This is a genomic window from Pseudomonas sp. Pmew2, from assembly GCF_058129885.1.
The window spans coordinates 1,902,745-1,924,514 of sequence record NZ_CM176702.1; the positions used below are offsets into that span (position 1 = coordinate 1,902,745).

The following is a 21,770-nucleotide window of genomic DNA, read 5'->3' on the forward strand; positions in this document are numbered from 1 at the left end:
CCTAAATGCCCGATGCATATTAATTCGATAAGCAGACCACGATGCCGACACCCAGAACTGTTCGTCCAGAGGTTGTTACCTTACTTGCCAGCGCCTTTCTGTTACTGGGTTTCAATATAAATCTGTGGCAGCATCTTTTCGCGATTACCAGCTCCGATGCCAAAGGCCTGGCCATGCGTTTTGCATTCGGGCTGATGATTTTCTGCGTATTCAATATCGTTCTGACGCTGTTGGCATTTCGCCGTGTGTTTAAGCCTGTGGTGATCGCTCTGTTTATGATCAGCGCCGGGGTGGTGTATTTTATGACCGAGTACGGTGTCATGATTGACGCCGGGATGTTCCGAAACTTCGCCGAAACCAACGTGACGGAAGTGCAAGGGCTGCTGTCTTTTAAACTGGCGTTGTATATCGTTCTGTTGGGCGTACTGCCTTCGCTGATTCTATGGAAACTGCCGATCAGCTACCGTCGCTGGCACCTGGAACTGTTCAGCAAGCTGGTGGTAGGCGTGGTCTGTTGCGTGGCAATAGGCGGCGTTGCGCTGGCGAATTATCAAGGCTTGTCCTCGTTGTTCCGCAACCATCACGAATTGCGCCTGATGGTCGTGCCAAGCAATTACATCGGTGCCTCGATTGGCTACCTGAGCGAGCAGGTGATCTCCGCACAGCGCCCGTTCGTCAAGATTGGCGAGGACGCCAAACGGTCGGCGGACTGGGCCACGCATGCCCGTAAGTCGTTGACCGTACTGGTGGTGGGCGAAAGTGCCCGTGCCGAAAACTTCGGGATTCTTGGCTATGGTCGCGACACCACGCCCAACCTGAACAAGGAGAGCGGGTTGGTGGCGTTTACCGATGTTTACTCGTGCGGCACCGAAACCGCAGTGTCGGTGCCGTGCATGTTCTCCAACATGGGTCGCAAGAACTACAACGCAACCAAGGCCCGTAATCAGGAAGGTTTGCTGGATGTCCTGAAACGTGCCGGTATAGAAGTGGTGTGGCGTGATAATCAGGCCGGCTGCAAAGGGACCTGTGATCGAGTGACCTTCCAGGATGTCAGTAATCTCAAGGACCCGCTGCTGTGCAACAGCCATGAATGCCGCGACGAGATACTGTTGCAAAACCTGCAGGGTTTTATCGACAGCCTCGACAAGGACACTGTTCTGGTGCTGCACCAGATGGGTAGCCATGGCCCTGAATACTTCAAGCGTTACCCTAAAGAGTTTGAAAAGTTTACGCCGGTGTGTGAAAGCAATGCCTTGAACAATTGCAGCCGGGACAGCATCGTCAATGCCTACGACAACACACTGTTGTATACCGATCACGTACTGGCCACGTTGATTGATCTGTTGCGCAGTAATCAAAACAAGGTCGACACTGCCATGGTGTACCTGTCGGACCATGGTGAGTCGCTTGGCGAGTACAACTTGTTCTTGCACGGCACACCGTATGTACTGGCTCCTGATCAGCAAAAGCATGTGCCGATGCTTATCTGGTTGTCCGATACCTATCAGAAGTCCTTTGCAGTCAGCCCGGAGTGCCTGGCCAAACAGCGCAATGCGCCGTTGAGCCAGGACAATCTCTTTCATTCAATGCTCGGCTTGTTGAAAGTCGACACCCAGGTCTACAACCCAAGCCTGGATATGTTCTCCGGGTGCCGCACTGAGCTGGCGGCCGCTGACAAGCAGTAAAATCTGTGCTTGCTCAGGATAGAGATCGTTTCCACGCTTGCGTGGGGACGCTCATCCTTGGCCCTTTTGCCAGGCAACAGTTCCTCCTGTCCGTCATTTGCGTGAAGATACGCCAGACCGGGACGACAGACGCGCGATAATCTCCCATCACGATATATACTGCGCGCCATTGTTGAAGGGAGAGCCGTGTGGCCATCGATATTCACTGGATTCGCGACGACGACAGCCTCGCCCGGCATTGCGCAGAATGGCAGTTGCTGCCTTTTGTCGCGCTCGACACCGAGTTTATGCGGGTCGATACTTTTTATCCGATAGCAGCGCTACTGCAGATTGGCGACGGGCAAAGCGCTTGGCTTATTGATCCTTTGCTGATCAACGACTGGCGGCCGCTGTCCGCGTTGCTTGAAAACCCCGACGTCATCAAAGTGGTGCACGCGTGCAGCGAGGACCTCGAAGTTTTGCTGCGTCTGACTGGCAGCCTGCCGGTGCCGTTGTTTGATACCCAGTTGGCAGCCGCTTACCTGAACCTCGGTTTTTCCATGGGCTATTCGCGTCTGGTGCAGGAGGTCCTTAACATCGACCTGCCCAAGGGCGAAACCCGTTCTGACTGGCTGCAACGTCCGCTGTCGGAGACGCAGATCAGTTACGCCGCCGAAGATGCTGTGCACCTTGCCGAACTGTTCGCCATCCTGCGTCCGCGTTTGTCCGATGACAAATACGCCTGGCTGCTGGATGACGGTGCCGAACTGGTCGCCAACCTGCGCCGCGAAGTTGACCCGTACGAGGTGTACCGTGAGGCCAAACTGGCCTGGAAACTGTCCCGTGCCCAGTTGGCGGTGCTGCGTGAGTTGTGTGCCTGGCGTGAGCGCGAGGCGCGCGCCCGCAACCTGCCGCGCAACCGCATTGTGCGTGAGCACTCGCTGTGGCCATTGGCCAAGACGCAGCCGGATAACCTCGCCGCACTGGGGCGTATCGAAGACATGCACCCGCGCACCGTTCGCCATGACGGCGAGTTTCTGCTTGAGCTGATAAAGACCGCAGGCACGCTTCCGCCAGAAGAGTGGCCGCCTGCATTGCCTGAGCCACTGCCCATTGATGCGGCCGGGTCGATCAAGCGTCTGCGTGCAATCGGTCAGCAATACGCCGAGCAACTGGACATGGCCCCGGAGTTGATGCTGCGCAAGAAGACTCTAGAAGCGCTGCTCAAGAGCGGCTACCCCGACGGTCCTTACCAATTGCCCGACTCGCTGCGTGGCTGGCGTCGCGAGTTGATGGGTCAGGCGCTGCTGGACAGCCTGGCCACCCCCGGAGAACAGTCTTGAAGCGTATCTGCTCGATTTATCGCAGCCCGAAAAGAAACGAGATGTACCTTTACGTCTTGAAAAGCGATGTCCTCAAACGCGTGCCGCCTGAACTGCTGGTCGCGTTTGGCAAGCCGGTTCATGCATTTGACCTGGTCCTGAGTCCCGAGCGTGCGCTGTCGCGCGAGGACATCAATGCGGTGCTGGAGAATCTCGACAGCCAGGGCTATCACCTGCAGATGCCCCCTGCCGAAGATGACTACATCGAGCATTTGCCGGAAGAGCTGCTGCGCCGCAACGATCCGATGTAATGGTTGCTCACGTTGTAAAGCGGTCCACATCGCCGTGGGCTGCCTGTCCTGTTTTTAAGGTTTTTGAAACATGCGCGTTCTGATTGCCGAGCACGATTATCACGTTTACACCCAATTGTTGCACCAGGCTGCGCCTGATCTGGAAGTCTTCAGTACGGGCGACTCTGCCGAGCTGTCGCGAATGGCCAGCGATTGCCCGGTCTGGCTGGGACAGCCGGACCTCATGGCCAACCTGCTGCGTCAAGGGCACAAGCCTCAGTGGCTGCAATCCACCTGGGCGGGCATCACGCCACTGCTAGCCGACAGCCTGTCGCGCGAATATCGCCTGACGCGTGCAGTCGGGATTTTCGGTCAGGTCATGGCCGAATTCGTTTTGACCTACATGCTCGGTCACGAGCGTGAGGTGCTGGCGCGTTTGATGAGTCAGGTCGAGCGCAAGTGGGACAATCGTACTGGCCAGAGCCTGTCTGGTCGCAAGGTATTGATCGTGGGCGCCGGTGATATCGGCCAGCGTGTCGCCGAGTTTCTTTTGCCGTTCGGTGTGCACGTCTACGGCGTGGCCTCCAGTGCGCGCACTCAGGCGCCGTTCATCGAGGTAACAGCGCTGTCTGACATGACGCGGCTGCTTGGCGAGATGGATTACGTCATCAATCTACTGCCCAACACACCTGAGACCCACGACCTGTATGACGCGAAGCTGTTCGCCAGCTTCAAGCCAACGGCGCTGTTCATTAACGTTGGGCGCGGTGTAGCGGTTGTGGACGCAGATCTGGTCGAGGCGTTGAAGGAAGGCCATCTGGCCGGTGCGGTCATTGACGTCTGCCGTCAGGAGCCTTTGCCGCAGCGCCATCCATTCTGGACCGCCTATGGTCTGCTGTTGACCGGTCACAGTTCGGCACCGACATCGCCGGTAGCCATGACCGAGCTTTTCGTTGAAAACCTCAAGGCGTTTCAGGCTGGAGAAGCACTGCGCGGAGAGGTCGATTTTTCGCGAGGTTATTGAAGCCGTTCCGAACGAGCCGACGTTTAGGCGTCGGCTCGTCGGCATCGATTGCAGAGAACAGTCAGTTACAGCGAAAAATCACCCTCAGCAGCCAGTTCTGCCAGTGGCTTGCGCGGGCTTGGCGCTTCGCGGCCTTGCAGGTATTCCGGCAGCGTCGACTTGTCACCGATTTTGCCGATGGCTACGGCAGCGTGCAGTGCGTAATCCTCTGGAATGTTCAGCTCCTTGCGGGTCAGGTCCTGATCGAAGCCCGCCATGCCGTGGGTGTGCCAGCCGCTCAGGCTCGCTTGCAGCGCAAGATAACCCCAGGCCGCGCCGGTATCGAAGGTGTGCCACAAGGCCGGGCTTTCTTCGGTTGCGCCTGGCGCGACGAAGGTGGTCTTGGAGACAATGATCACCAATGCTGCTGCATGTTGCGCCCAGCTGCGGTTGAACTCGTTCAGCAGGCCCAGATAACGCTCCCAGTTTGGCGTATCGCGACGTGCATAGAGAAAGCGCCAGGGCTGCGAGTTATACGCCGAGGGTGCCCAGCGTGCCGCTTCGAAAAAGCTCAGCAGGGTTTCCTGATCGATGCTTTCGCCACTGAATGCACGTGGCGACCAGCGTTCGGTGAATTGCGGGTCGATAGGGTGATCGGCGATGCGAGGGTTCGTGCTCATGAAAGTCCTTGATAGCGAAGGTGAAAAACGAGCGTGGCTTGATGGGCCGTGGTCGGCAGGCATCGCTTGAGCGCACTGGAAAACCCGTTAACGCTACTGTTTTGCCCTGTCGCTGACAAGTCCTGGCTACCGGCAGTCGCAAGTGCTTGGCCCGCACCCCTTGTACCTCTAGACTGACGGCCTTTTCATTTTCGATACCGTTGTCCGAACCATGGCCGCTAAAGTTGAACCCTTCTGGATTCGCAAGACCCTCGACCAGCTCAACACCGAGGAGTGGGAATCGTTGTGCGATGGCTGTGGCTTGTGCTGCCTGCAGAAGCTGGAAGACGAAGAAGACAACAGCGTTTATTACACGCGGATCGCTTGCAAGCTGCTGGACCTGAAGACCTGCCAGTGCTCCGACTACGCCAATCGTCGTGCGTCGGTGCCTGACTGTATTCAGCTGACGCCGGGGCAGGCAGATGAATTCAAATGGCTACCGCCCACCTGTGGCTATCGGCTGGTCAGCGAGGGCAAGGATTTGCCGCTCTGGCATCATTTGGTGTGTGGTGATCGCACGGCTGTGCATCACGAGCGTATCTCCCAGTCAGGCCGCATGCTCAGCGAGAACAGTGTGGCTGAAGACGACTGGGAGGATTACCTGATCTTTCGCGCAGGTTGAGCGTTTAAACGACCGGCTTTGGCTCGGCCAGCGCTTCCACACCTTTGACGGCAGCGTTTTTCACCGCGTTTTCGGCGTCGTCTTTCAGGTTGTTCAACTGGGCACCGGCACGTTCGATGGTCGAGCGGGCGCTGTGCAGGTCGCTGCGACCTTTTTCCACCAGGCTTTTGGCCGAGCAGTGACCGCTGATGCCGCGAGCCAGCACTGCGCCGCCGATGGCCAGTTGGATCAGGCCCAGAAAGCCGCCACGACGGACACCTTTGCCCATCATCAGTACACCGCCAGCCAGTGAGCCAATGCGCTCCCAGCCGTGGACGTTCTGATCAGGGTTGCGCTGCAGCAGTTCAGGTGTGTCGATGCGTTCGATAATCGGGGTGTCGCGCATGATGGCTCTCCATGAGGCGGTAATTCGCAGGAAGTAGGTAGTAAACCGGTTCAGAGAAACTGACTGCTCGCCCGCGACACAGGTTCAATGCTTTTCCGTCAGCGGTCGCTGGCCGGATCGATTTTCTCGCGACCGAACTGTGGCCCCGAGCGGGTATTGATGCCTTTGGCCATACGGTCGTAGAGCACCACGTTGACGGTTGCGGCCAGATTCATGCAGCCCTCGGTCGGGATATAGATCACGTCTTCACACCAGTCGCGAATGTCCTGATCCAGCGAGCCGTCTTCCGGGCCGAAGATATACAGCGCGCGGTCAGGGTGCGTGTATTCAGGCAGGGCACGGGCGCCGTCGACCAGTTCAACGGCCACCGGAATGCAACCCAGCGGCAGAATGCTTTTGAGGTCTTCGATGCCGATCAGCGGGATGTCCTGATGGATTTTCTTGGTGTCGGTGATGAAATCCCGCGCACGCTCATAGCGTTTACCGGTATAGAACACCGATGCCACACCGTAGCAGCCGGCTGCTCGCATGACGGAGCCGACATTTTCCGGGGACTTGGGGTTGTAAAGACCGATGCAGGCGTACCGTTTATTGGCCACGGGGAGGGTGCTCTGAAGAAAACCGCGGATTATACGGCAGCGTCAGAGCAATGCCATTTTCAATTCCGACGCTCAGAACCACATGCGTAGACCGACGACCAGCCGCGCGTCGGCAACGTCCTCATCGTCTTCGCGTGCGTAATCGGCAGTATTGCCGTAGGACCGATCCCAGGTTACGCCAACGTAAGGAGCGAATTGCGGGGTGATTTCATAGCGCAGCCGAAGACCGAACTCACTGGTCGACAGGCCCGAGCCATTGCCGCGTTGCAGGTCGTTCTTGCCGTAGAAATTCAGCTCGGCAGTGGGTTGAAGAATCAAATTGTTGGTCAGCAGCAGGTCGTAGTCAGCTTCCAGGCGCGCCGCGGTCTGCCCGGCTTCACCGATGAATGCGGTGGCTTCGATATCAAGATCCGAAATCGCCTGCCCTTGCAGGCCGAAAGCCGCCCAGGTTTGTGGCGCGCCAGGTTTGAAGTCCTGGCGTGCCCCGGCGACTACGTCCCACGATGAGCTGACGGCATGACCCCATAACGCCTGGACTTCCGCTTCCTCGGTCTTGCCGTTGGTGCGCTCGCCCTCTGAACGCAGCAGCAAGCGGTCGACATCACCGCCAATCCAGCCGGACAGGTCCCAGGCCAGCGCGCTGCCGTCGTTTGCGTCCTGCCATTCCAGCTTGTCGGCCAGAAAGTAACTGTTAATGGCGCTGTCGTGGACCTGATGCCCGCTATGGCTGGCGTACACCGCAGCCCGGTCGGCGTCGGTGACAGGCGGGATTGGTGTCCGGCTCTGCATTGGGGCGGCATTGTGCTCGCTGGCGTCCATAGGCATCGAGTGGCTGCCATGATCCATGCCTTCCATGCCATCCATTCCGGCAGCCAGCGTGGTTGCCCAGGGTGTTATGGCCAGGCCTGCCGTCAGCAGCAGGGTTGGCAGGCAGGACGAGTTGCGCAATCCATTCACCGGTAAAATCCTCATTCTTCCACCCGTACTTCGCGGAACATGCCCATTTCCATGTGGTACAGCATGTGACAGTGATAAGCCCAACGGCCCAGTGCGTCAGCGGTGACGCGATAGCTGCGGCGTGACCCCGGAGGCATGTCGATGGTGTGTTTGCGCACCATGAACTGACCGTTTTCGTCTTCCAGATCGCTCCACATGCCGTGCAGATGGATGGGGTGAGACATCATCGTGTCGTTGACCAACACGACACGCACTCGCTCGCCGTACTTGAGCATGAGCGGTTTGGCGTCCGAGAATTTCACGCCGTCGAACGACCAGGCGAATTTTTCCATGTGCCCGGTCAGGTGCAGCTCTATCGTGCGGCTGGGCTCACGACCGTCCGGGTCTTCGAAGGTGCTGCGCAGGTCTGCGTAAGTCAGAACTCTGCGCCCGTTGTTCCTGAGGCCGATGCCCGGATCGTCGAGTTTGGGCGAGGTGCTCATGGCCTGCATGTCGACCAGCGGATTGTTTTGTTCGCTGTCCGGGTGTGGCTGCATGGCAGGTGTTTCTTTCATTGGCATCTTGCTGTGGTCCATGTCGGGCATCGAGTCATGGCCCATCTTGCTGTGGTCCATGCCTGACATGTCGTCCATTGCCGGGGCTGCGCCGTGGTTCATGCTGCCATGATCCATGCCCGCCATGCCCACATCATTCATGCTCAGCAATGGGCGTGGATCCAGGGGCGGGACGACGGCCTGCAAGCCGGGCCTGCTGGCCAGGGTGCCGCGGGCGTAGCCGGTGCGGTCCATCGACTGGGCGAACAGCGTGTAGGCACCTTCGGCAGGCTCGACGATCACGTCGAAGGTTTCTGCCACTGCGATGCGCAATTCATCGACCGTTACTGGCTTGACGTGCAAGCCATCGCTGGCGACTACGGTCATTTTCAGGCCCGGAATACGCACGTCGAAATACGTCATGGCCGAGCCGTTGATCAAGCGCAGTCGAATCCGCTCGCCAGGCTTGAACAGCCCGGTCCAGTTCATGTCCGGGGCCTGGCCGTTCATCAGGTAGGTGTAGGTCGCGCCGCTGACATCCGCCAGGTCAGTCGGCTCCATCCCCATTTTCGCCCACATCCAGCGATCACGAGTGGTCTCGCTCCAGCCTTTCTCACCGACGTCGTTGATGAAGTCGCCGACAGTACGCTTGTTATTGTTGTAATAATCGGACTGTTTCTTGAGCGTTTTCATCAGTTGAAGCGGCTCTTCGTCGGTCCAGTCGCTGAGCATGATCACGTGTTCGCGGTCGTATTTGAATGGCTCTGGCTCTTTGGCGTCGATCACCAGCGGCCCGTAAACCCCCGACTGTTCCTGAAAGCCCGAGTGGCTGTGGTACCAATAGGTGCCGTTCTGTTTGACCTTGAAGCGATAGACGTACATGCCATCGGCCGCGATACCGTCGAAGCTCAGCCCCGGCACGCCGTCCATGTTGGCGGGCAGAATGATGCCGTGCCAGTGGATCGAGGTGGCTTCGTCGAGACGGTTTTTTACCCTGATGGTCACCGTATCGCCTTCGCGCCAGCGCAACAGCGGGCCTGGAATACCGCCGTTGATCGTCATCGCGGTTCTGGTATTACCCGTGATATTGACCTGGGTTTCGCCGACATACAGATCGAACTCGGTGCCGGACAGCCCGGCCGGCTGACCCGGGTTCGGAACCGCCCATGCCGGACTGCGCCACAGCCCCAGGCCGCCGAGGATGCCACTGGCGGCAAGCCCTTTCACAAAGGTTCGTCTTGAGGTACGGGAGGGCATGGCGAAGTATCCGGTCAGTCGGGTGGCCGCAGGCCGAAGACTGCGTGGGTAGGGGCGGGGAAATACAGTTGCGGGAAAGTACCGGGTTACTCGTCCTTCTTCATCAATCCCGCCAGCGCGGCGAACGGGTTGTGGGTTGCCTTGGCGGTTTTCGGAGTGCTCAGCGAACCGTCGGCGAAATACTGCTGATCGGTGTAACGCGAGTGCTCGTTGTCGTGGCAATACAGGCACAGCAGCTCCCAGTTGGAACCGTCCTGCGGGTTGTTGTCATGGTTGTGGTCGCGGTGGTGCACGGTCAGTTCGCTGAGACGTTTGCCAGCGAACTCGCGGGCGCAACGGCCGCAAACGTGCGGGTACATACGCAACGCCTTGTCGCGGTAACCCATTTCTCGGTCGCGCTGGGCGTCGGCCAGAATGCGGTCCAGCTTGGCAGTATGGGAAGGAGGATTGGCCGTGCTCATGGTGTCACCTGTGCGTGTGCGCATTGAAAGCGGAATATCGGCAAGTTTAGCGCCAGATTGGCAAACTCACACCTGCTGAGACAGTAATTGGCCGTCGACCATGCGCAGGCGCCTGGACAACGAGATGGCCAGGGCACGAATTATCTTGGCGGCGATTTTCGGCGCTTCGTCGAGCATCTTGTCCAGAGAGTCGCGTCCCAGGTTCAATAACTGGCATTGGGTGGCCGCGATACAGCTGGCCGAGCGACGTTCGCCATCCAGTACAGCCATTTCCCCGAACGCCCGCCCGCGCCGCAGAACGGCGATTTCGACCTGTTGACCGTCTGCGGCAAGTTTCTGCACAGACACAGTGCCTTGATGAATGATGCACATGAATGTCCCGGCATCGCCCTCGGCAAAGATGGTCTCGCCTTTTTCGATGTCGGTAATGCTGAAATACCCGGCTACAGTCACGAAGTCGCCGGGCAGCAGCGTGTCGAACAGGCCGCAGTCCAGCAGCATGTCGCGTATGGCGTTGTTCAGGTTGGACAATGGTTCTGACATGGTTCGGTCTTTCAATCCTGATACGAAGGGGGCAGCTCCGTGCCCCCCGATGCTAGTAAGACAGGTGTTTCACGCCAAGTTCATTCGGCGATCTGCAATACCTTGAAGATAAACGCGTACTCCAGCGCCACGTCACGCAACCCTTGATAGCGACCGCTCATGCCGCCGTGTCCGGCACCCAGTTCGGTCTTGAGCAGCAGCAGATTATCGTCGGTTTTGCTGGCGCGTAACTTCGCGACCCATTTGGCGGCTTCCCAATACTGCACACGGCTGTCGTTGTAACCGGCGATGACCAGCATGGCCGGGTACGCCTGAGCGCTGACGTTCTCATAAGGCGCGTAGGACTTGATGCGCTCATAGACCTCAGGCTCCTGCGGGTTGCCCCATTCGTCGTATTCGGTGACGGTCAACGGCAGGTCCGGATCGAGCATGGTGTTCAGCACATCGACGAACGGCACTTCGGCAATTGCTGCCCTGAACAGCTCGGGTCGCTGATTGAGCACGGCACCGATCAGCAGGCCACCGGCGCTGCCGCCGCTGATCACAAGCTGTTCGGCGCTGGTCAGGCCCTGTGCAACAAGATGTTCGGCGCAGGCAATGAAGTCGCCGAAGGTGTTCTGCTTGTGTTCCTGCTTGCCATTGCGATACCAGGCCTCGCCCAGCTCGCCACCGCCGCGTACATGGGCGATGGCAAACGCCACGCCACGTTCAAGCAGGCTCAGGCGCGCGTGGGAAAACCACGGGTCGAGGCTTTCGCCGTAGGCACCGTAGCCGTACAGATACAGAGGGGTCGCCTTGCCGGCCAGTTCGCGCTTGACCACCAGGCTGATCGGCACCTGAGTGCCATCACTGGCGGTGGCCCACAGACGCTGGCTGACGTAGGCGTCGGCGTTGAAAGTGCCCAGCACCGGCGTTTCCTTGAGCACTACCTGCTCGCCGCTGGCCAGGGTCAGTTGACGCACCTGTGCCGGACGGTTCAGCGACTGATAACGCAGGCGAATTCTGTCGCTGTCGAACTCCAGGGTGTCCTGCACATACAGGCTGTACGCGGCGTCGGGCAACTGCACGCGATAGGTAGGCAGATCCTGCGGGCGTACTTCGATGATCGGCAGGCCGCCTTCGCGCAGGCTCAGACTGATGGCCTTGGCGTTGAGGCTCACGCCTTCGAGCATGACCTTGTCATCGTGCGCAACCAGGGTCTGCCAGTCTTCGCGAACCGGGGCGCCACTGGCCTGTTCCGCTGCGTGATACAGCGCGAAGTTAATGCCGCTCTGATTGCTGCGGATGAACCAGCTCCACACACCATCGAGCAGCCCGTGATCCGGATAATACTCGTGCCCTTCGCTGCGCGGCGCGAGGCAGGTGAAGGCCTGTTGCGGATAATCGGCGTCCAGCACCCACGCTTCGCTGGTGGTTTTGCTATTGAGCAGAATGATCAGTTGGCGTTCGGAACTGCTACGGAAGCAGTGCAGGAAGAATCGACCGTCCGGCTCGTCGAACACCAGCTCTGCCGATGCATTGCCCAATGTGTGGCGATGCAGCCTGCCGGGGCGATGGGTCTCGTCCAGCTCACCGAAAAACAGGGTCAGGTTGTCGTTGGCCCAGGTCATGCTGCCGTCGCAGTCCTCAAACGGCAGGCTGCTGATCTGGCCGGTGCTCAGTTCCTTGACGTAAAGCTGGTACACCTCGTCGCCACTGGTGTCCAGGCTGTAGGCCAGGCGCTGGTGGTCGGGGCTGATGCTGAACGCGCCCAGCGAAAAGAAGCCGCCATTGGCCATGGCGTTCGGGTCCAGCAACAGTTCTTCACGGCTTTCGTCCACGGTATTGGAGTCGTCGGCCGGGCGCGGGCAGCGATAGTGACGGGCGTATTCATCGCCTTGTGTGGTGCGCGTGTAATAAAGGTACGGCCCCCAAGGGGAGGGCAGTGACAGATCGGTTTCAAGGATACGGCCCTTGATCTCCTGAAACAGGTTTTCGCGCAACCCGGTCTGCTCTGCCAGTTGCTGCTCCTGCCAGGCGTTTTCCGCCTTGAGGTAGTCGAGCACCTCGTCAGTGTCGCGGTTCTGTAGCCAGGCATAGGGATCGGAACCGTCGGCCTTGCGAGCAATCGGGGCGCTGGAGGTTGCATTCGAGAAGGACATGCTGGGCTCTCTGTTTAGGCATCAATCATGGAAATTCGGTACACGCTGAACCGATTACTGAAGCGAGGCAAGCCGCGTCAGGCAAAAGCCGTTATCATAAGCGCCTCTTTACCTGCCTTACCACGGACGTCATGACCGAAAACGACTATCTGATCGCCTGGAGCGTCTACGCCTTCGCCGCGTTGGGTTGCCTGCTGGTATGGTTCCTGATGACCCGCTGGATGTGGCGTTATCTCAAGGAACCGTTGCTGGTAGCAGTCGCGGTGCTGCTGTTTACGCCGACCATGGTCGACCCTGCCAAGGATGCGATGGCGCCAGCCGTGGCGATCACCGCGCTCGACCTGATGTTCAAGGTCGGCAGCAATGTCTGGACCGCTGTGTCGGATCTGGCCATGTATGGCATGTTCGCCTTCGCTGCGTACGCGCTGTTCGTGCTCATCCGCTGGCCGATCGAGCGCAGCCGCAAGGCTCGCCAGCCCCGGACTGTCGCTCAGCCTGCCGACACAGACCCCACTGATGAGCCGTTTGCCGAGGACGATCACTACCCTCGCAAATCCGCTGCGCCGCTTCCTCCGACCAGGGCTGCGCGAGTCGAACCGCGGTTGTAGATCCCGCTTCGTTGGCATGCGCCGTCATTGTCGGCGCATGACCTGCTGCAAAACGTCTTGAAGCGAGAACCTGAGCATGTGTGAACTACTGGGCATGAGCGCCAATGTCCCGACCGACATAGTCTTCAGCTTTACCGGGCTGATGCAGCGTGGCGGGCGTACTGGTCCGCATCGCGATGGCTGGGGCATTGCCTTCTACGAGGGTCGCGGCCTGCGCTTGTTCCAGGACCCCGCAGCCAGCAGTGAATCTGAAGTTGCGCAACTGGTGCAGCGCTATCCGATCAAAAGCGAAGTGGTGATTGGCCATATTCGTCAGGCCAACGTCGGCAAGGTCTGTCTGTCCAACACACATCCTTTCGTGCGTGAACTCTGGGGCCGCAACTGGTGCTTTGCGCACAATGGCCAGCTAGGGTCTGTTCCCGTTTCGACGTAACCCATTGATCTCTATGAGAACAGGCCCGTATTGTTGGAGTTCTCACACAACACCAATACGAGCCTGCAATGCCCCGATTAATGCTCAGTGATGAGCACTGGCCGAAGCTTCGAGAAATTTTGCTGCACGAATCGATCTACAACAAGCGAGATTTGCGCACCACGGTTGAAGGCATGCTGTACCGCATGCGTGTGGGTTGCCCTTGGCGAGACCTGCCGAAAGCGTTTGGAAACTGGAGCAAGGTCTACAAGCGGTTCAATGCCTGGTCTGCTTCAGGCAAGTGGGTCAAGGTGCTTGAGGTGCTGATGACCGATCCTGACATGGAGTGGGTTTTCATTGATGGCAGCTATGTAAAGGCTCATCAGCACAGTGCAGGTGCTGCCAGCACGCAGGACCAGGCCATCGGAAAAAGCCGAGCCGGTAACACCAGCAAGATTCACCTGGCTGTAGACGCTTGTGGGCTGCCCATTGCATTTGACGTGACCGGAGGCCAGACCAATGATTGTTCGCAGGCGGCCTCGTTGATTGCCAAGATGCCCAATGCAGAAGTGATCATTGCGGACAAGGGCTACGACACTGAAGCGATACGCGCTCAGGTCGAGCAGCAAGGCAGCAAAGTGGTGATTCCACGAAAGCGCAATTCTCTGAAAGGGAACGCAGATCTGGACAAAGGGTTATATCGCAATCGACATCTCGTAGAAAACGCCTTTGCCCGGTTGAAGCATTTCCGGGCGGCGGCTTCTCGGTTCGACAAACTCAAGAGAAACTATGAAAGCGTCATAGCAATGGCCTGCGCTTTTCTGTGGCTGCCAATGTGAAACGGGAACAGACCCTAGCCGATTTCACCCCCGTTGCCACCTTTTACAGGCCGGTGGGCGATACCGACAGCGAAGCTGCATTCTGCGACCTGCTCAATCGCGTTCGCGAAGCCTTTCCCGAGCCGGTTGAGGTCGAGCAATTACTGCCTTCGCTGATCCAGGCCTGCACTGAATACCGTAGTAAAGGCGTGTTCAACTGCCTGTTGAGCGATGGCGACTGGCTGTTTTGCTTTTGCAGTACCAAACTGGTTCAGATCACCCGGCGCGCGCCGTTCGGCCCGGCAAGGTTGAAAGATGTCGACGTGATTGTCGATTTTCAGGCTGAAACAACGCCGCACGACGTGGTGACTGTGATCGCCACCGAGCCATTGACCGAGAACGAAAACTGGAAGCGCTATGAACCGGGCCAGTGGAGCCTGTGGCGCAAGGGTGAGTGCGTGGCGCAAGGCTCGGTCGAGACAGCAGTGCAGTAACAGCGCCTCCACCGGCATACTGGATAAAAAAGGAGAGGGATATTGATGCTGCGAAGTTATCTGCGATTGGTCCTGTTCACCACAGGCCTGCTGTTCGGGGTACAGATCCCCGGATTCATCAGTGATTACAGCAAGCGTGTCGAAGCGCATCTGATCGAGGCGCAACAGGCCGTCAAGGGCTACACCGCAACTGCGCAGCAGTTCTTCAAGGGCGATATACAGGCGCTGATCCAGCACTATCGCAGCAGCGAAGACCCGGTTTTCCGAGCCGATGCGGACAACATCGATACGTTGATGAGCCGTACCCATATCCTTGAGCGTCAGTGGCTCGGACTCCAGGGGCCGTGGTATTCCAAAGCCCTGTTCGTCGTCACGTCTGCCGATGCGGATATTCGCCGGGAAACGTTCAACGGTTATACGTGGCAAGTCCTGCTGGCCCCCGAAGTCATTGCCTGGGGCATCATCAGTGCATTGCTGCTGGCTCTTGTGGTGGAAAGCGTCGGGCTGTTACTCGGCTGGGTGATCCACGGTGGACGACGCAAGCCGCAACTTGAGCGGGACTGGCGCTGATCGCTGGAGAGGGTAATAACGAGAACGGGCGTTGCGTAGAGTCAGCACGCGCCCGTCATGCTTATTTCGCCAGATGACGCATGCCTTCCTCCAGGCCGCGCAGGGTTAGCGGGTACATCTGTCCTTCAATCAGGTCGCGCACGATATGCGTGGACGTGGTGTAGTCCCAGGCATCTTTCGGATAGGGATTGATCCAGATGATCTTCTTGAATTTGGCTATGAAGCGCTGCATCCATACATAGCCTGCTTCTTCATTCCAGTGTTCGACGCTGCCACCGGGCTGGGTGATTTCATACGGTGCCATCGAAGCGTCGCCGATGAAAATCACTTTGTAGTCTGCGCCGTACTTGTGCAGCAGGTCTTGAGTGGCGGTTCGCTCCGAGCTGCGGCGCAGATTGTTCTTCCACACCGATTCGTAGATGAAATTATGGAAGTAGAAATACTCCATATGCTTGAACTCGGTCTTGCAGGCCGAGAACAGCTCTTCGCAGATCTTGACGTGCGCGTCCATCGAACCGCCGATGTCGAACAGCAGCAATAATTTGATGGTGTTGCGCCGCTCAGGGCGCATCTGAATGTTCAGCAGGCCCGCATCGCGAGCGGTGTGATCAATGGTGCCGTCGATGTCCAGTTCATCCGCAGCGCCCTGGCGGGCAAACTTGCGCAGACGGCGCAGGGCCACCTTGATGTTGCGCGTACCCAGCTCGACCTGATCGTCCAGGTTTTTATATTCGCGCTGATCCCACACCTTGACTGCCTTGCCCTTGCGTTCCCCTGCGTCGCCGACACGAATGCCTTCAGGGTTATAGCCCCCCGAGCCGAAAGGGCTGGTGCCCCCTGTGCCGATCCATTTGTTGCCACCGGCGTGGCGTTCCTTCTGTTCTTCCAGACGCTTCTTGAATTCCTCGATCAGCTTGTCGAGGCCGCCGAGGGACTGAATCTGCGCGCGTTCCTCGTCACTCAACGAGCGCTCGAACTCTTTGCGCAGCCAGTCTTCGGGGATCAATGCCTGCAAATGATCGTCGAGATTTTCCAGACCTTTGAAATACGCACCGAAGGCCCGGTCGAATTTGTCGAAATGACGCTCGTCCTTGACCAGAATCGTGCGCGCAAGAAAGTAGAACTCATCGATATCGGCAAAGATAACCCGCTGTTTCAGCGCATTGATCAGGTCCAGCAATTCACGCAGAGACACCGGCACTCTGGCCGCGCGCATTTCGTTGAACAGGTTGAGCAGCATGGCTGTCGCCCTTTTACGTAACGGGGTGGATGAAGGCGCTCAACGGTTGCCGCGGCGGCTCATGAACGCCAGACGCTCCAACAAATGCACATCCTGTTCGTTCTTGACCAGCGCCCCGGCCAGCGGCGGGATCGCCTTGGTCGGGTCGCGCTCACGCAGCACGGCTTCACCGATGTTGTCGGCCATCAGCAGCTTCAGCCAGTCCACCAGCTCGGACGTGGAAGGCTTCTTCTTCAGGCCAGGCACTTTGCGCACGTCGAAGAACACGTCCAGCGCTTCACTCACCAGGTCTTTCTTGATGTCCGGGTAATGCACGTCGACGATGCGTTGCAGCGTGGCACGGTCCGGGAAGGCGATGTAGTGGAAGAAGCAGCGACGCAGGAAGGCGTCCGGCAATTCCTTTTCGTTGTTGGAGGTAATGATGATGATCGGGCGCTTTTTGGCCTTGATCGTTTCATCGATTTCGTAGACGTAGAACTCCATCTTGTCGAGTTCCTGCAACAGGTCGTTGGGGAACTCGATGTCGGCCTTGTCGATCTCGTCGATCAGCAAAATGACCCGCTCATCGGACTCGAAGGCTTCCCAGAGCTTGCCCTTTTTCAGGTAGTTACGTACGTCGTGGACTTTGTCCACGCCCAACTGAGAGTCACGCAGACGGCTGACGGCATCGTATTCGTAAAGGCCCTGATGTGCCTTGGTGGTGGACTTGATGTGCCAGGTGATCAGCTTCGCGCCAAAGGACTCGGCCAGTTGCTCGGCCAGCATGGTCTTGCCGGTGCCGGGCTCGCCCTTGACCAACAGCGGACGCTCCAGCGTGATTGCCGCGTTGACCGCCAGCTTGAGATCGTCAGTGGCGACGTATGCCGGGGTGCCTTCGAACTTCATGATCAATCCTTTTCACGTGGGTAGGCGCAGCCTGTCGGCGCGCACACCGTAACAGGGGCAAGCAATGCCGGAACTATAACGTGGCTTCCGGACGGCTGTGAACGCAGACGCCTCATTCAGTTCTTGAATGGGGCGTCACGCAGTGACCGGGTCGAAATTGTAACGCTGCTTTTGGTATGGCTAATTTGGCTATACCATACGCTTCATGTCGACTAAATACAGATTCAGGGATAAATACAGGATTCAGTTGAGGGAAAAAGACCACCTGCCGCCGCATGTGCATCTGACCGGTGGTGGTCTGGATGTACTGATTTGCCTTGAGCTCGTAGAGCCCATGCGCGGACATGCCCCGACTGTTGTGCTTAAGGAAGCTCTCGAATGGATACGAATTCACCGCGACGAACTGATGGAGGAGTGGAAACGATGGCATCCATGAAACGACCCCGGCTCAGGGATGTTCAGGCGCAGTCCGGATACCGGCTGGCCCTGACATTCATCGACGATCAACAATTCGTCCTCGACATGAGCGCTGATGTGCAGGCTTTTCCGGGGTTACGACCCCTGATTGCTGCTGAAGCCTTTGCCCACGCCCAAGTGGGCGATGATGGCTGGACGGTTGAATGGCCTGAACTGGATATCCAGATCGGTGCGGATACCCTGTATCTCGACGCTCAGGCTCAAGCTGCCACCGACGAAAACACGCGTATTTTCATCGGGTGGCGTGCCCGCACGGGTTTGCCCTTGGCTAAGGCCGCACAGGCATTGGGTGTCAGCCCTCGCAGCATCACTCGCTACAGCAACTCTCGCGAAGCTACGCCACGTACCCTTGCGCTGGCTTGCCTGGGCTGGGATGCATTGCAGCAACAGGCACATGCCGCCGAGGAGCGGGGTGTTTATTCCGTGGATAAAAAGGACCACTAAGACCCCTTGCTGCTCTCATAACGCGCATTGAATGCCTGCACGAAAGCATTGCGCAGGATCTGCAGAAACGCCTGGAAGCCGCTGATGTCCTGCTGATGGACGCTGCCGCTCAGATCGACACGGGTGGCGAACTGGTTTTCCCGCTGGTTTTTCAATACGGTTTCGCTGGTGCCGACCAGCGCTTCCCAGATCGAGCGGAAAACGCCCTTGTCCTTGTTCTCGACGTCCTGCTGCCAGTTGAACACGTCCACGTTGCGCAGCAGCGGCTTTATATAGCCCTTGAGCTGGCCTTTGTCGGCCTGCGCTTCAATCACCACATCGCCATCGCCGGCGTTGAAATCGAACTTGCCATACGCCGACGAGAAGTCGTTGAGCTTCTTGAGCTGAATGCCGGTGGCGCGCAGTTTGAAGTCGAAATCTTCAAAGTTGCTGAACGGATCGAATCTGGCGGTGCTCTCCAGATCGGCATGGCCCAGCAGACGTGCCTTGCCCTTGAACTCGGCATCGCGGTTGCCTTCCACGTCGACCACGTTGGTCAGGTTATAGATGCTGGCATTGACCTGATCCGCCTCGATTTTGACCTTGGGCGTGGAGTTGAAGTTATTGAACGTGATGCGCCCGTTATCGATGCGCAATTCGTTGAGGGTGATGGGCAGCAGCTTGTCCATCTGGGTACGCCAGTCGGTGCCCTGACCGGTCTGCGAGTTCTGTTTGCTGCCGCCGTCCACGAAGTTGATCTGCGGGTCGGTGAAGAGGGCTTTCGCCACCACTGCATGGTCATACCAGAGTGAATGCCAGCTGACAGCCAGTTCGATCATCGGTGCGTCGAAAAAGGGCACCGGGACCTTGCCATCGGTCTTGACGATCTTCAGTCCCTTGATCCGGTAAGCCCCTCGCCATAGTGCGAGGTCTACGTCGGTGATCTCACCTCGGTAGTCGCCCATGTCGGCCAGTTTGTCGTTCAGATAGTCGCGCACCAGATAGGGCAAGGCGATATTGATCGCGATCAGCAGAACTACCAGAGCGGCCAGGGTCCATAGCGGCCAGCTGTAGCGACGTTTCATGACATGAGTCTCCTGTTTCAATGAGGGATTGACTACGCACGCGGTCATCCGTTCGGTCAGACTGGACGCCCCAGGGCTGGCGGCATAGGCTTTGGGTCTTTAACCGATGTGCACAAGGACACTTTCATGAGCCGTATCTACGCTGATAACGCCCATTCCATCGGTAATACGCCGCTGGTGCAGATCAATCGTATTGCGCCACGCGGTGTCACGATTCTGGCCAAGATCGAGGGGCGTAATCCGGGCTACTCCGTCAAGTGCCGTATCGGCGCCAACATGATCTGGGACGCTGAAAGCAGCGGCAAACTCAAGCCCGGCATGACCATCGTCGAACCGACCTCGGGCAATACCGGGATTGGCCTGGCATTCGTTGCCGCCGCCCGTGGTTACAAATTGATGCTCACCATGCCCGCTTCCATGAGCATAGAACGTCGCAAGGTACTCAAGGCGTTGGGTGCCGAACTGGTGTTGACTGAACCGGCAAAGGGGATGAAAGGCGCGATTGCCAAGGCAGAAGAGCTGCTGGCGGGCGATCCGGAAAAATATTTCATGCCCGCACAGTTCGAGAACCCGGCCAACCCGGCCATCCATGAAAAGACCACCGGCCCTGAAATCTGGGCGGACACCGACGGCGCTATCGACGTACTGGTGGCAGGCGTCGGGACTGGCGGGACTATCACCGGTATTTCCCGCTATATCAAGCACACCGCAGGCAAGCCGATCCTGTCGGTTGCGGTCGAGCCAGACGGTTCGCCGATTATCACCCAGGCGATGGCCGGTGAAGAGATCAAACCCAGCCCGCACAAGATTCAAGGCATCGGTGCCGGTTTCATTCCGAAAAACCTCGATCTGTCGATTGTGGACCGCGTAGAGCGTGTCACCGATGAGGAATCCAAGGCCATGGCGCGGCGCTTGATGCAGGAAGAGGGCATCCTTTGCGGTATCTCTTGCGGAGCAGCCATGGCGGCAGCCGTCCGTCTGGCTGAAAAACCGGAGATGCAGGGCAAGACTATCGTGGTGATCCTGCCTGACTCTGGCGAACGTTACCTGTCCAGCATGCTGTTCAGCGACCTGTTTACCGATCAGGAGCTTTCCCAGTAACACATCTTCGCAAGTGTGCACTTCATGCGGGCAACGCAAGGGTTTATGATGGTCAGCTTACGCGTCACCGGACGATTATCTCTGTTCGTCCGGTGCTTGCGGTCCTTCATTCAGAATCATGCATCAGTACTGCCCGCGTGACGTTTGGCGTTATCTGCCCGCTTCAAGGAGAGCTTCATGACCCTTTCATTTGTTGCCAAGGCATCGATCCTGATGCTGTTTCTGGGCAGCACGCTGTACGTTCATTTGCGCGGTCGGGCCCGGCTGCCCCTGTTGCGGCAGTTCGTCAACCATTCGGCATTGTTCGCGCCTTACAACGCACTGATGTACCTGTTTTCCCGTGTGCCCTCCGAGCCGTATCTGGATCGCAGCAAATTCCCTGAGCTGGATATCCTCAAGGACAACTGGGAAACCATTCGCGACGAAGCCATGCACCTGTTCGATGAAGGCTACATTCGTGCGGCCGAGAAGAATAACGACGCCGGTTTCGGCTCGTTCTTCAAGAAGGGCTGGAAGCGTTTTTATCTGAAATGGTATGACAAGGCACTGCCATCTGCCGAAGCGCTTTGCCCGAAGACCGTTGAGTTGGTCAACAGCATTCCCAACGTCAAAGGCGCGATGTTCGCGCTGTTGCCGGGCGGCAGCCACCTCAATCCGCACCGCGATCCGTTTGCCGGTTCCCTGCGTTATCACCTGGGGCTGTCCACGCCGAACTCCGATGACTGCCGGATCTTTGTCGATGGCAAGGAATACGCCTGGCGTGACGGCCAGGACGTGATGTTCGACGAGACCTACGTGCACTGGGTCAAGAATGAAACGCCGCAGACCCGGGTGATTCTGTTCTGTGACGTCGAGCGTCCGCTGACCAACCGCTTCATGACGCGTGTGAACCGCAGCGTCAGTGCGTTTCTGGGCCGCGCAACCGCGCCGCAGAATCTGGACGACGAGCGGGTCGGCGGGATCAATCAGGCGTATGCGTTCAGCAAGCGCTTCAGCGACGTCTTCAGTGGCAAGGTCAAGCAGTTCAAGCGCGCCAACCCCAAGGCTTACCGCGTTTTGCGGCCTGTGCTGGCGGTAGTGGTGCTGACATTGCTGGGCTACTGGTTGTTTGGTTAAGCAACCGCTTTGATCCGGTTGTCCGCGGTCACGGCGAACAACCGT

At 58.1% G+C, this 21,770-nt stretch carries 23 protein-coding genes and 2 pseudogenes; 14 read left to right on the plus strand and 11 right to left on the minus strand.

Translation table 11 applies throughout. The features are described 5' to 3' along the window. Positions 1-41: 41 nt before the first annotated feature. The 4 genes from AC4ANK_RS08785 (at position 42) to AC4ANK_RS08800 (ending at position 4,300) form a co-directional block, all read left to right on the plus strand. A complete protein-coding gene (locus tag AC4ANK_RS08785) occupies positions 42-1,685 on the plus strand; it encodes a phosphoethanolamine transferase (protein WP_002552601.1) in 1,644 nt (547 codons plus the stop codon). Between the two features lie 188 nt (positions 1,686-1,873). Further along, positions 1,874-3,007 carry a ribonuclease D gene (gene rnd, locus AC4ANK_RS08790; protein ID WP_002552602.1) on the plus strand — a complete coding sequence of 378 codons (1,134 nt, stop codon included), beginning with the start codon at positions 1,874-1,876 and terminating at the stop codon, positions 3,005-3,007. Beyond that, positions 3,004-3,297 carry a YcgL domain-containing protein gene (locus AC4ANK_RS08795; RefSeq protein WP_002552603.1) on the plus strand — a complete coding sequence of 98 codons (294 nt, stop codon included), beginning with the start codon at positions 3,004-3,006 and terminating at the stop codon, positions 3,295-3,297. The genes rnd and AC4ANK_RS08795 overlap by 4 nt, the downstream gene beginning before the upstream one ends. 70 nt (positions 3,298-3,367) lie before the next feature. After that, positions 3,368-4,300, plus strand: coding sequence for a D-2-hydroxyacid dehydrogenase (locus tag AC4ANK_RS08800; protein WP_031594857.1), 933 nt, complete (start codon positions 3,368-3,370; stop codon positions 4,298-4,300). 65 nt (positions 4,301-4,365) lie between these two features. Here the strand turns inward: AC4ANK_RS08800 and AC4ANK_RS08805 are convergent, their stop codons facing one another. Beyond that, positions 4,366-4,959, minus strand: a complete 594-nt coding sequence (locus AC4ANK_RS08805) for a nitroreductase family protein (RefSeq protein ID WP_002552605.1) — start codon at positions 4,957-4,959, stop codon at positions 4,366-4,368. 211 nt (positions 4,960-5,170) lie between these two features. On the opposite strand from AC4ANK_RS08805, the gene AC4ANK_RS08810 reads away from it, so the two are divergent. Continuing rightward, positions 5,171-5,620, plus strand: a complete 450-nt coding sequence (locus AC4ANK_RS08810) for a YcgN family cysteine cluster protein (RefSeq protein ID WP_002552606.1) — start codon at positions 5,171-5,173, stop codon at positions 5,618-5,620. 4 nt (positions 5,621-5,624) lie between these two features. Here the strand turns inward: AC4ANK_RS08810 and AC4ANK_RS08815 are convergent, their stop codons facing one another. From AC4ANK_RS08815 to AC4ANK_RS08845, 7 genes are all read right to left on the minus strand, one after another. After that, positions 5,625-6,005, minus strand: coding sequence for a YgaP family membrane protein (locus AC4ANK_RS08815; RefSeq protein WP_002552607.1), 381 nt, complete (start codon positions 6,003-6,005; stop codon positions 5,625-5,627). Between the two features lie 98 nt (positions 6,006-6,103). Continuing rightward, positions 6,104-6,604 (minus strand): RNA methyltransferase, encoded by a 501-nt coding sequence (locus AC4ANK_RS08820; protein WP_460383140.1) that lies wholly within the window; start codon positions 6,602-6,604, stop codon positions 6,104-6,106. Between the two features lie 72 nt (positions 6,605-6,676). Next, positions 6,677-7,561: a copper resistance protein B gene (locus tag AC4ANK_RS08825; protein ID WP_002552609.1), complete on the minus strand. Its 885-nt coding sequence runs from the start codon at positions 7,559-7,561 to the stop codon at positions 6,677-6,679. An 11-nt stretch (positions 7,562-7,572) separates the two neighbouring features. Then, positions 7,573-9,351 carry a copper resistance system multicopper oxidase gene (locus AC4ANK_RS08830; protein ID WP_002552610.1) on the minus strand — a complete coding sequence of 593 codons (1,779 nt, stop codon included), beginning with the start codon at positions 9,349-9,351 and terminating at the stop codon, positions 7,573-7,575. An 86-nt stretch (positions 9,352-9,437) separates the two neighbouring features. Continuing rightward, positions 9,438-9,812, minus strand: coding sequence for a YajD family HNH nuclease (locus AC4ANK_RS08835; protein ID WP_002552611.1), 375 nt, complete (start codon positions 9,810-9,812; stop codon positions 9,438-9,440). A 66-nt stretch (positions 9,813-9,878) separates the two neighbouring features. After that, complete coding sequence (locus AC4ANK_RS08840) at positions 9,879-10,355, minus strand: cyclic nucleotide-binding domain-containing protein (RefSeq protein ID WP_002552612.1); 477 nt, start codon at positions 10,353-10,355, stop codon at positions 9,879-9,881. An 80-nt stretch (positions 10,356-10,435) separates the two neighbouring features. After that, complete coding sequence (locus AC4ANK_RS08845) at positions 10,436-12,496, minus strand: S9 family peptidase (protein ID WP_460383137.1); 2,061 nt, start codon at positions 12,494-12,496, stop codon at positions 10,436-10,438. A gap of 131 nt (positions 12,497-12,627) precedes the next feature. On the opposite strand from AC4ANK_RS08845, the gene AC4ANK_RS08850 reads away from it, so the two are divergent. The 5 genes and pseudogenes from AC4ANK_RS08850 (at position 12,628) to AC4ANK_RS08870 (ending at position 15,398) form a co-directional block, all read left to right on the plus strand. After that, positions 12,628-13,104, plus strand: a complete 477-nt coding sequence (locus AC4ANK_RS08850) for a hypothetical protein (protein WP_002552614.1) — start codon at positions 12,628-12,630, stop codon at positions 13,102-13,104. A 76-nt stretch (positions 13,105-13,180) separates the two neighbouring features. Continuing rightward, positions 13,181-13,513, plus strand: a pseudogene (locus tag AC4ANK_RS08855) (class II glutamine amidotransferase); the annotation flags it as partial. 92 nt (positions 13,514-13,605) lie between these two features. Then, positions 13,606-14,355, plus strand: a complete 750-nt coding sequence (locus AC4ANK_RS08860) for an IS5 family transposase (protein WP_460382697.1) — start codon at positions 13,606-13,608, stop codon at positions 14,353-14,355. 14 nt (positions 14,356-14,369) lie between these two features. After that, a pseudogene (locus tag AC4ANK_RS08865) lies at positions 14,370-14,828 on the plus strand (class II glutamine amidotransferase); the annotation flags it as partial. A gap of 45 nt (positions 14,829-14,873) precedes the next feature. Further along, positions 14,874-15,398, plus strand: coding sequence for a DUF2937 family protein (locus tag AC4ANK_RS08870; RefSeq protein WP_002552616.1), 525 nt, complete (start codon positions 14,874-14,876; stop codon positions 15,396-15,398). Positions 15,399-15,459: 61 nt separating this feature from the next. Here AC4ANK_RS08870 and AC4ANK_RS08875 read toward each other — a convergent pair whose 3' ends face one another. Both AC4ANK_RS08875 and AC4ANK_RS08880 read right to left on the minus strand, forming a co-directional pair. Beyond that, a complete protein-coding gene (locus AC4ANK_RS08875) occupies positions 15,460-16,638 on the minus strand; it encodes a vWA domain-containing protein (RefSeq protein ID WP_002552617.1) in 1,179 nt (392 codons plus the stop codon). A 39-nt stretch (positions 16,639-16,677) separates the two neighbouring features. Then, complete coding sequence (locus AC4ANK_RS08880; protein WP_002552618.1) at positions 16,678-17,523, minus strand: AAA family ATPase; 846 nt, start codon at positions 17,521-17,523, stop codon at positions 16,678-16,680. A 205-nt stretch (positions 17,524-17,728) separates the two neighbouring features. Between AC4ANK_RS08880 and AC4ANK_RS08885 the strand changes: the two genes are divergently transcribed. Together AC4ANK_RS08885 and AC4ANK_RS08890 are read left to right on the plus strand one after the other, a co-directional pair. Continuing rightward, the gene (locus AC4ANK_RS08885; RefSeq protein WP_044317730.1) at positions 17,729-17,959 is read left to right on the plus strand and encodes a DUF4160 domain-containing protein; all 231 of its coding nucleotides are present in this window, start codon (positions 17,729-17,731) and stop codon (positions 17,957-17,959) included. Beyond that, entirely contained in the window at positions 17,956-18,444 is a 489-nt protein-coding gene (locus AC4ANK_RS08890; RefSeq protein WP_031594859.1) for a DUF2442 domain-containing protein, read from the plus strand. Before AC4ANK_RS08885 ends, AC4ANK_RS08890 begins: the two co-directional genes overlap by 4 nt. Here the strand turns inward: AC4ANK_RS08890 and AC4ANK_RS08895 are convergent. Beyond that, positions 18,441-19,508, minus strand: a complete 1,068-nt coding sequence (locus AC4ANK_RS08895) for a DUF748 domain-containing protein (protein ID WP_002552620.1) — start codon at positions 19,506-19,508, stop codon at positions 18,441-18,443. The two genes, AC4ANK_RS08890 and AC4ANK_RS08895, sit on opposite strands and share 4 nt — an antisense overlap. Positions 19,509-19,634: 126 nt before the next feature. Here AC4ANK_RS08895 and cysK point away from each other — a divergent pair, with 126 nt between their 5' ends. Beyond that, the gene (cysK, locus tag AC4ANK_RS08900; RefSeq protein ID WP_002552621.1) at positions 19,635-20,609 is read left to right on the plus strand and encodes a cysteine synthase A; all 975 of its coding nucleotides are present in this window, start codon (positions 19,635-19,637) and stop codon (positions 20,607-20,609) included. Between the two features lie 177 nt (positions 20,610-20,786). After that, complete coding sequence (locus AC4ANK_RS08905; protein WP_002552622.1) at positions 20,787-21,725, plus strand: aspartyl/asparaginyl beta-hydroxylase domain-containing protein; 939 nt, start codon at positions 20,787-20,789, stop codon at positions 21,723-21,725. The last annotated feature ends 45 nt before the right edge of the window (positions 21,726-21,770 follow it).

What these genes read in the sequence shown, in the direction of transcription:
- AC4ANK_RS08840 (WP_002552612.1), bottom strand. Translation starts at nt 10,355, where the DNA reads ATGTCAGAACCATTGTCCAACCTGAACAACGCCATACGCGACATGCTG.
- AC4ANK_RS08835 (WP_002552611.1), bottom strand. Translation starts at nt 9,812, where the DNA reads ATGAGCACGGCCAATCCTCCTTCCCATACTGCCAAGCTGGACCGCATT.
- AC4ANK_RS08905 (WP_002552622.1), top strand. Translation starts at nt 20,787, where the DNA reads ATGACCCTTTCATTTGTTGCCAAGGCATCGATCCTGATGCTGTTTCTG.
- AC4ANK_RS08895 (WP_002552620.1), bottom strand. Translation starts at nt 19,508, where the DNA reads ATGAAACGTCGCTACAGCTGGCCGCTATGGACCCTGGCCGCTCTGGTA.
- AC4ANK_RS08845 (WP_460383137.1), bottom strand. Translation starts at nt 12,496, where the DNA reads ATGTCCTTCTCGAATGCAACCTCCAGCGCCCCGATTGCTCGCAAGGCC.
- AC4ANK_RS08875 (WP_002552617.1), bottom strand. Translation starts at nt 16,638, where the DNA reads ATGCTGCTCAACCTGTTCAACGAAATGCGCGCGGCCAGAGTGCCGGTG.
- AC4ANK_RS08870 (WP_002552616.1), top strand. Translation starts at nt 14,874, where the DNA reads ATGCTGCGAAGTTATCTGCGATTGGTCCTGTTCACCACAGGCCTGCTG.
- AC4ANK_RS08890 (WP_031594859.1), top strand. Translation starts at nt 17,956, where the DNA reads ATGAAACGACCCCGGCTCAGGGATGTTCAGGCGCAGTCCGGATACCGG.
- AC4ANK_RS08880 (WP_002552618.1), bottom strand. Translation starts at nt 17,523, where the DNA reads ATGAAGTTCGAAGGCACCCCGGCATACGTCGCCACTGACGATCTCAAG.
- AC4ANK_RS08885 (WP_044317730.1), top strand. Translation starts at nt 17,729, where the DNA reads ATGTCGACTAAATACAGATTCAGGGATAAATACAGGATTCAGTTGAGG.
- AC4ANK_RS08785 (WP_002552601.1), top strand. Translation starts at nt 42, where the DNA reads ATGCCGACACCCAGAACTGTTCGTCCAGAGGTTGTTACCTTACTTGCC.
- AC4ANK_RS08830 (WP_002552610.1), bottom strand. Translation starts at nt 9,351, where the DNA reads ATGCCCTCCCGTACCTCAAGACGAACCTTTGTGAAAGGGCTTGCCGCC.
- AC4ANK_RS08800 (WP_031594857.1), top strand. Translation starts at nt 3,368, where the DNA reads ATGCGCGTTCTGATTGCCGAGCACGATTATCACGTTTACACCCAATTG.
- AC4ANK_RS08805 (WP_002552605.1), bottom strand. Translation starts at nt 4,959, where the DNA reads ATGAGCACGAACCCTCGCATCGCCGATCACCCTATCGACCCGCAATTC.
- AC4ANK_RS08815 (WP_002552607.1), bottom strand. Translation starts at nt 6,005, where the DNA reads ATGCGCGACACCCCGATTATCGAACGCATCGACACACCTGAACTGCTG.
- cysK (WP_002552621.1), top strand. Translation starts at nt 19,635, where the DNA reads ATGAGCCGTATCTACGCTGATAACGCCCATTCCATCGGTAATACGCCG.
- AC4ANK_RS08860 (WP_460382697.1), top strand. Translation starts at nt 13,606, where the DNA reads ATGCCCCGATTAATGCTCAGTGATGAGCACTGGCCGAAGCTTCGAGAA.
- AC4ANK_RS08810 (WP_002552606.1), top strand. Translation starts at nt 5,171, where the DNA reads ATGGCCGCTAAAGTTGAACCCTTCTGGATTCGCAAGACCCTCGACCAG.
- AC4ANK_RS08850 (WP_002552614.1), top strand. Translation starts at nt 12,628, where the DNA reads ATGACCGAAAACGACTATCTGATCGCCTGGAGCGTCTACGCCTTCGCC.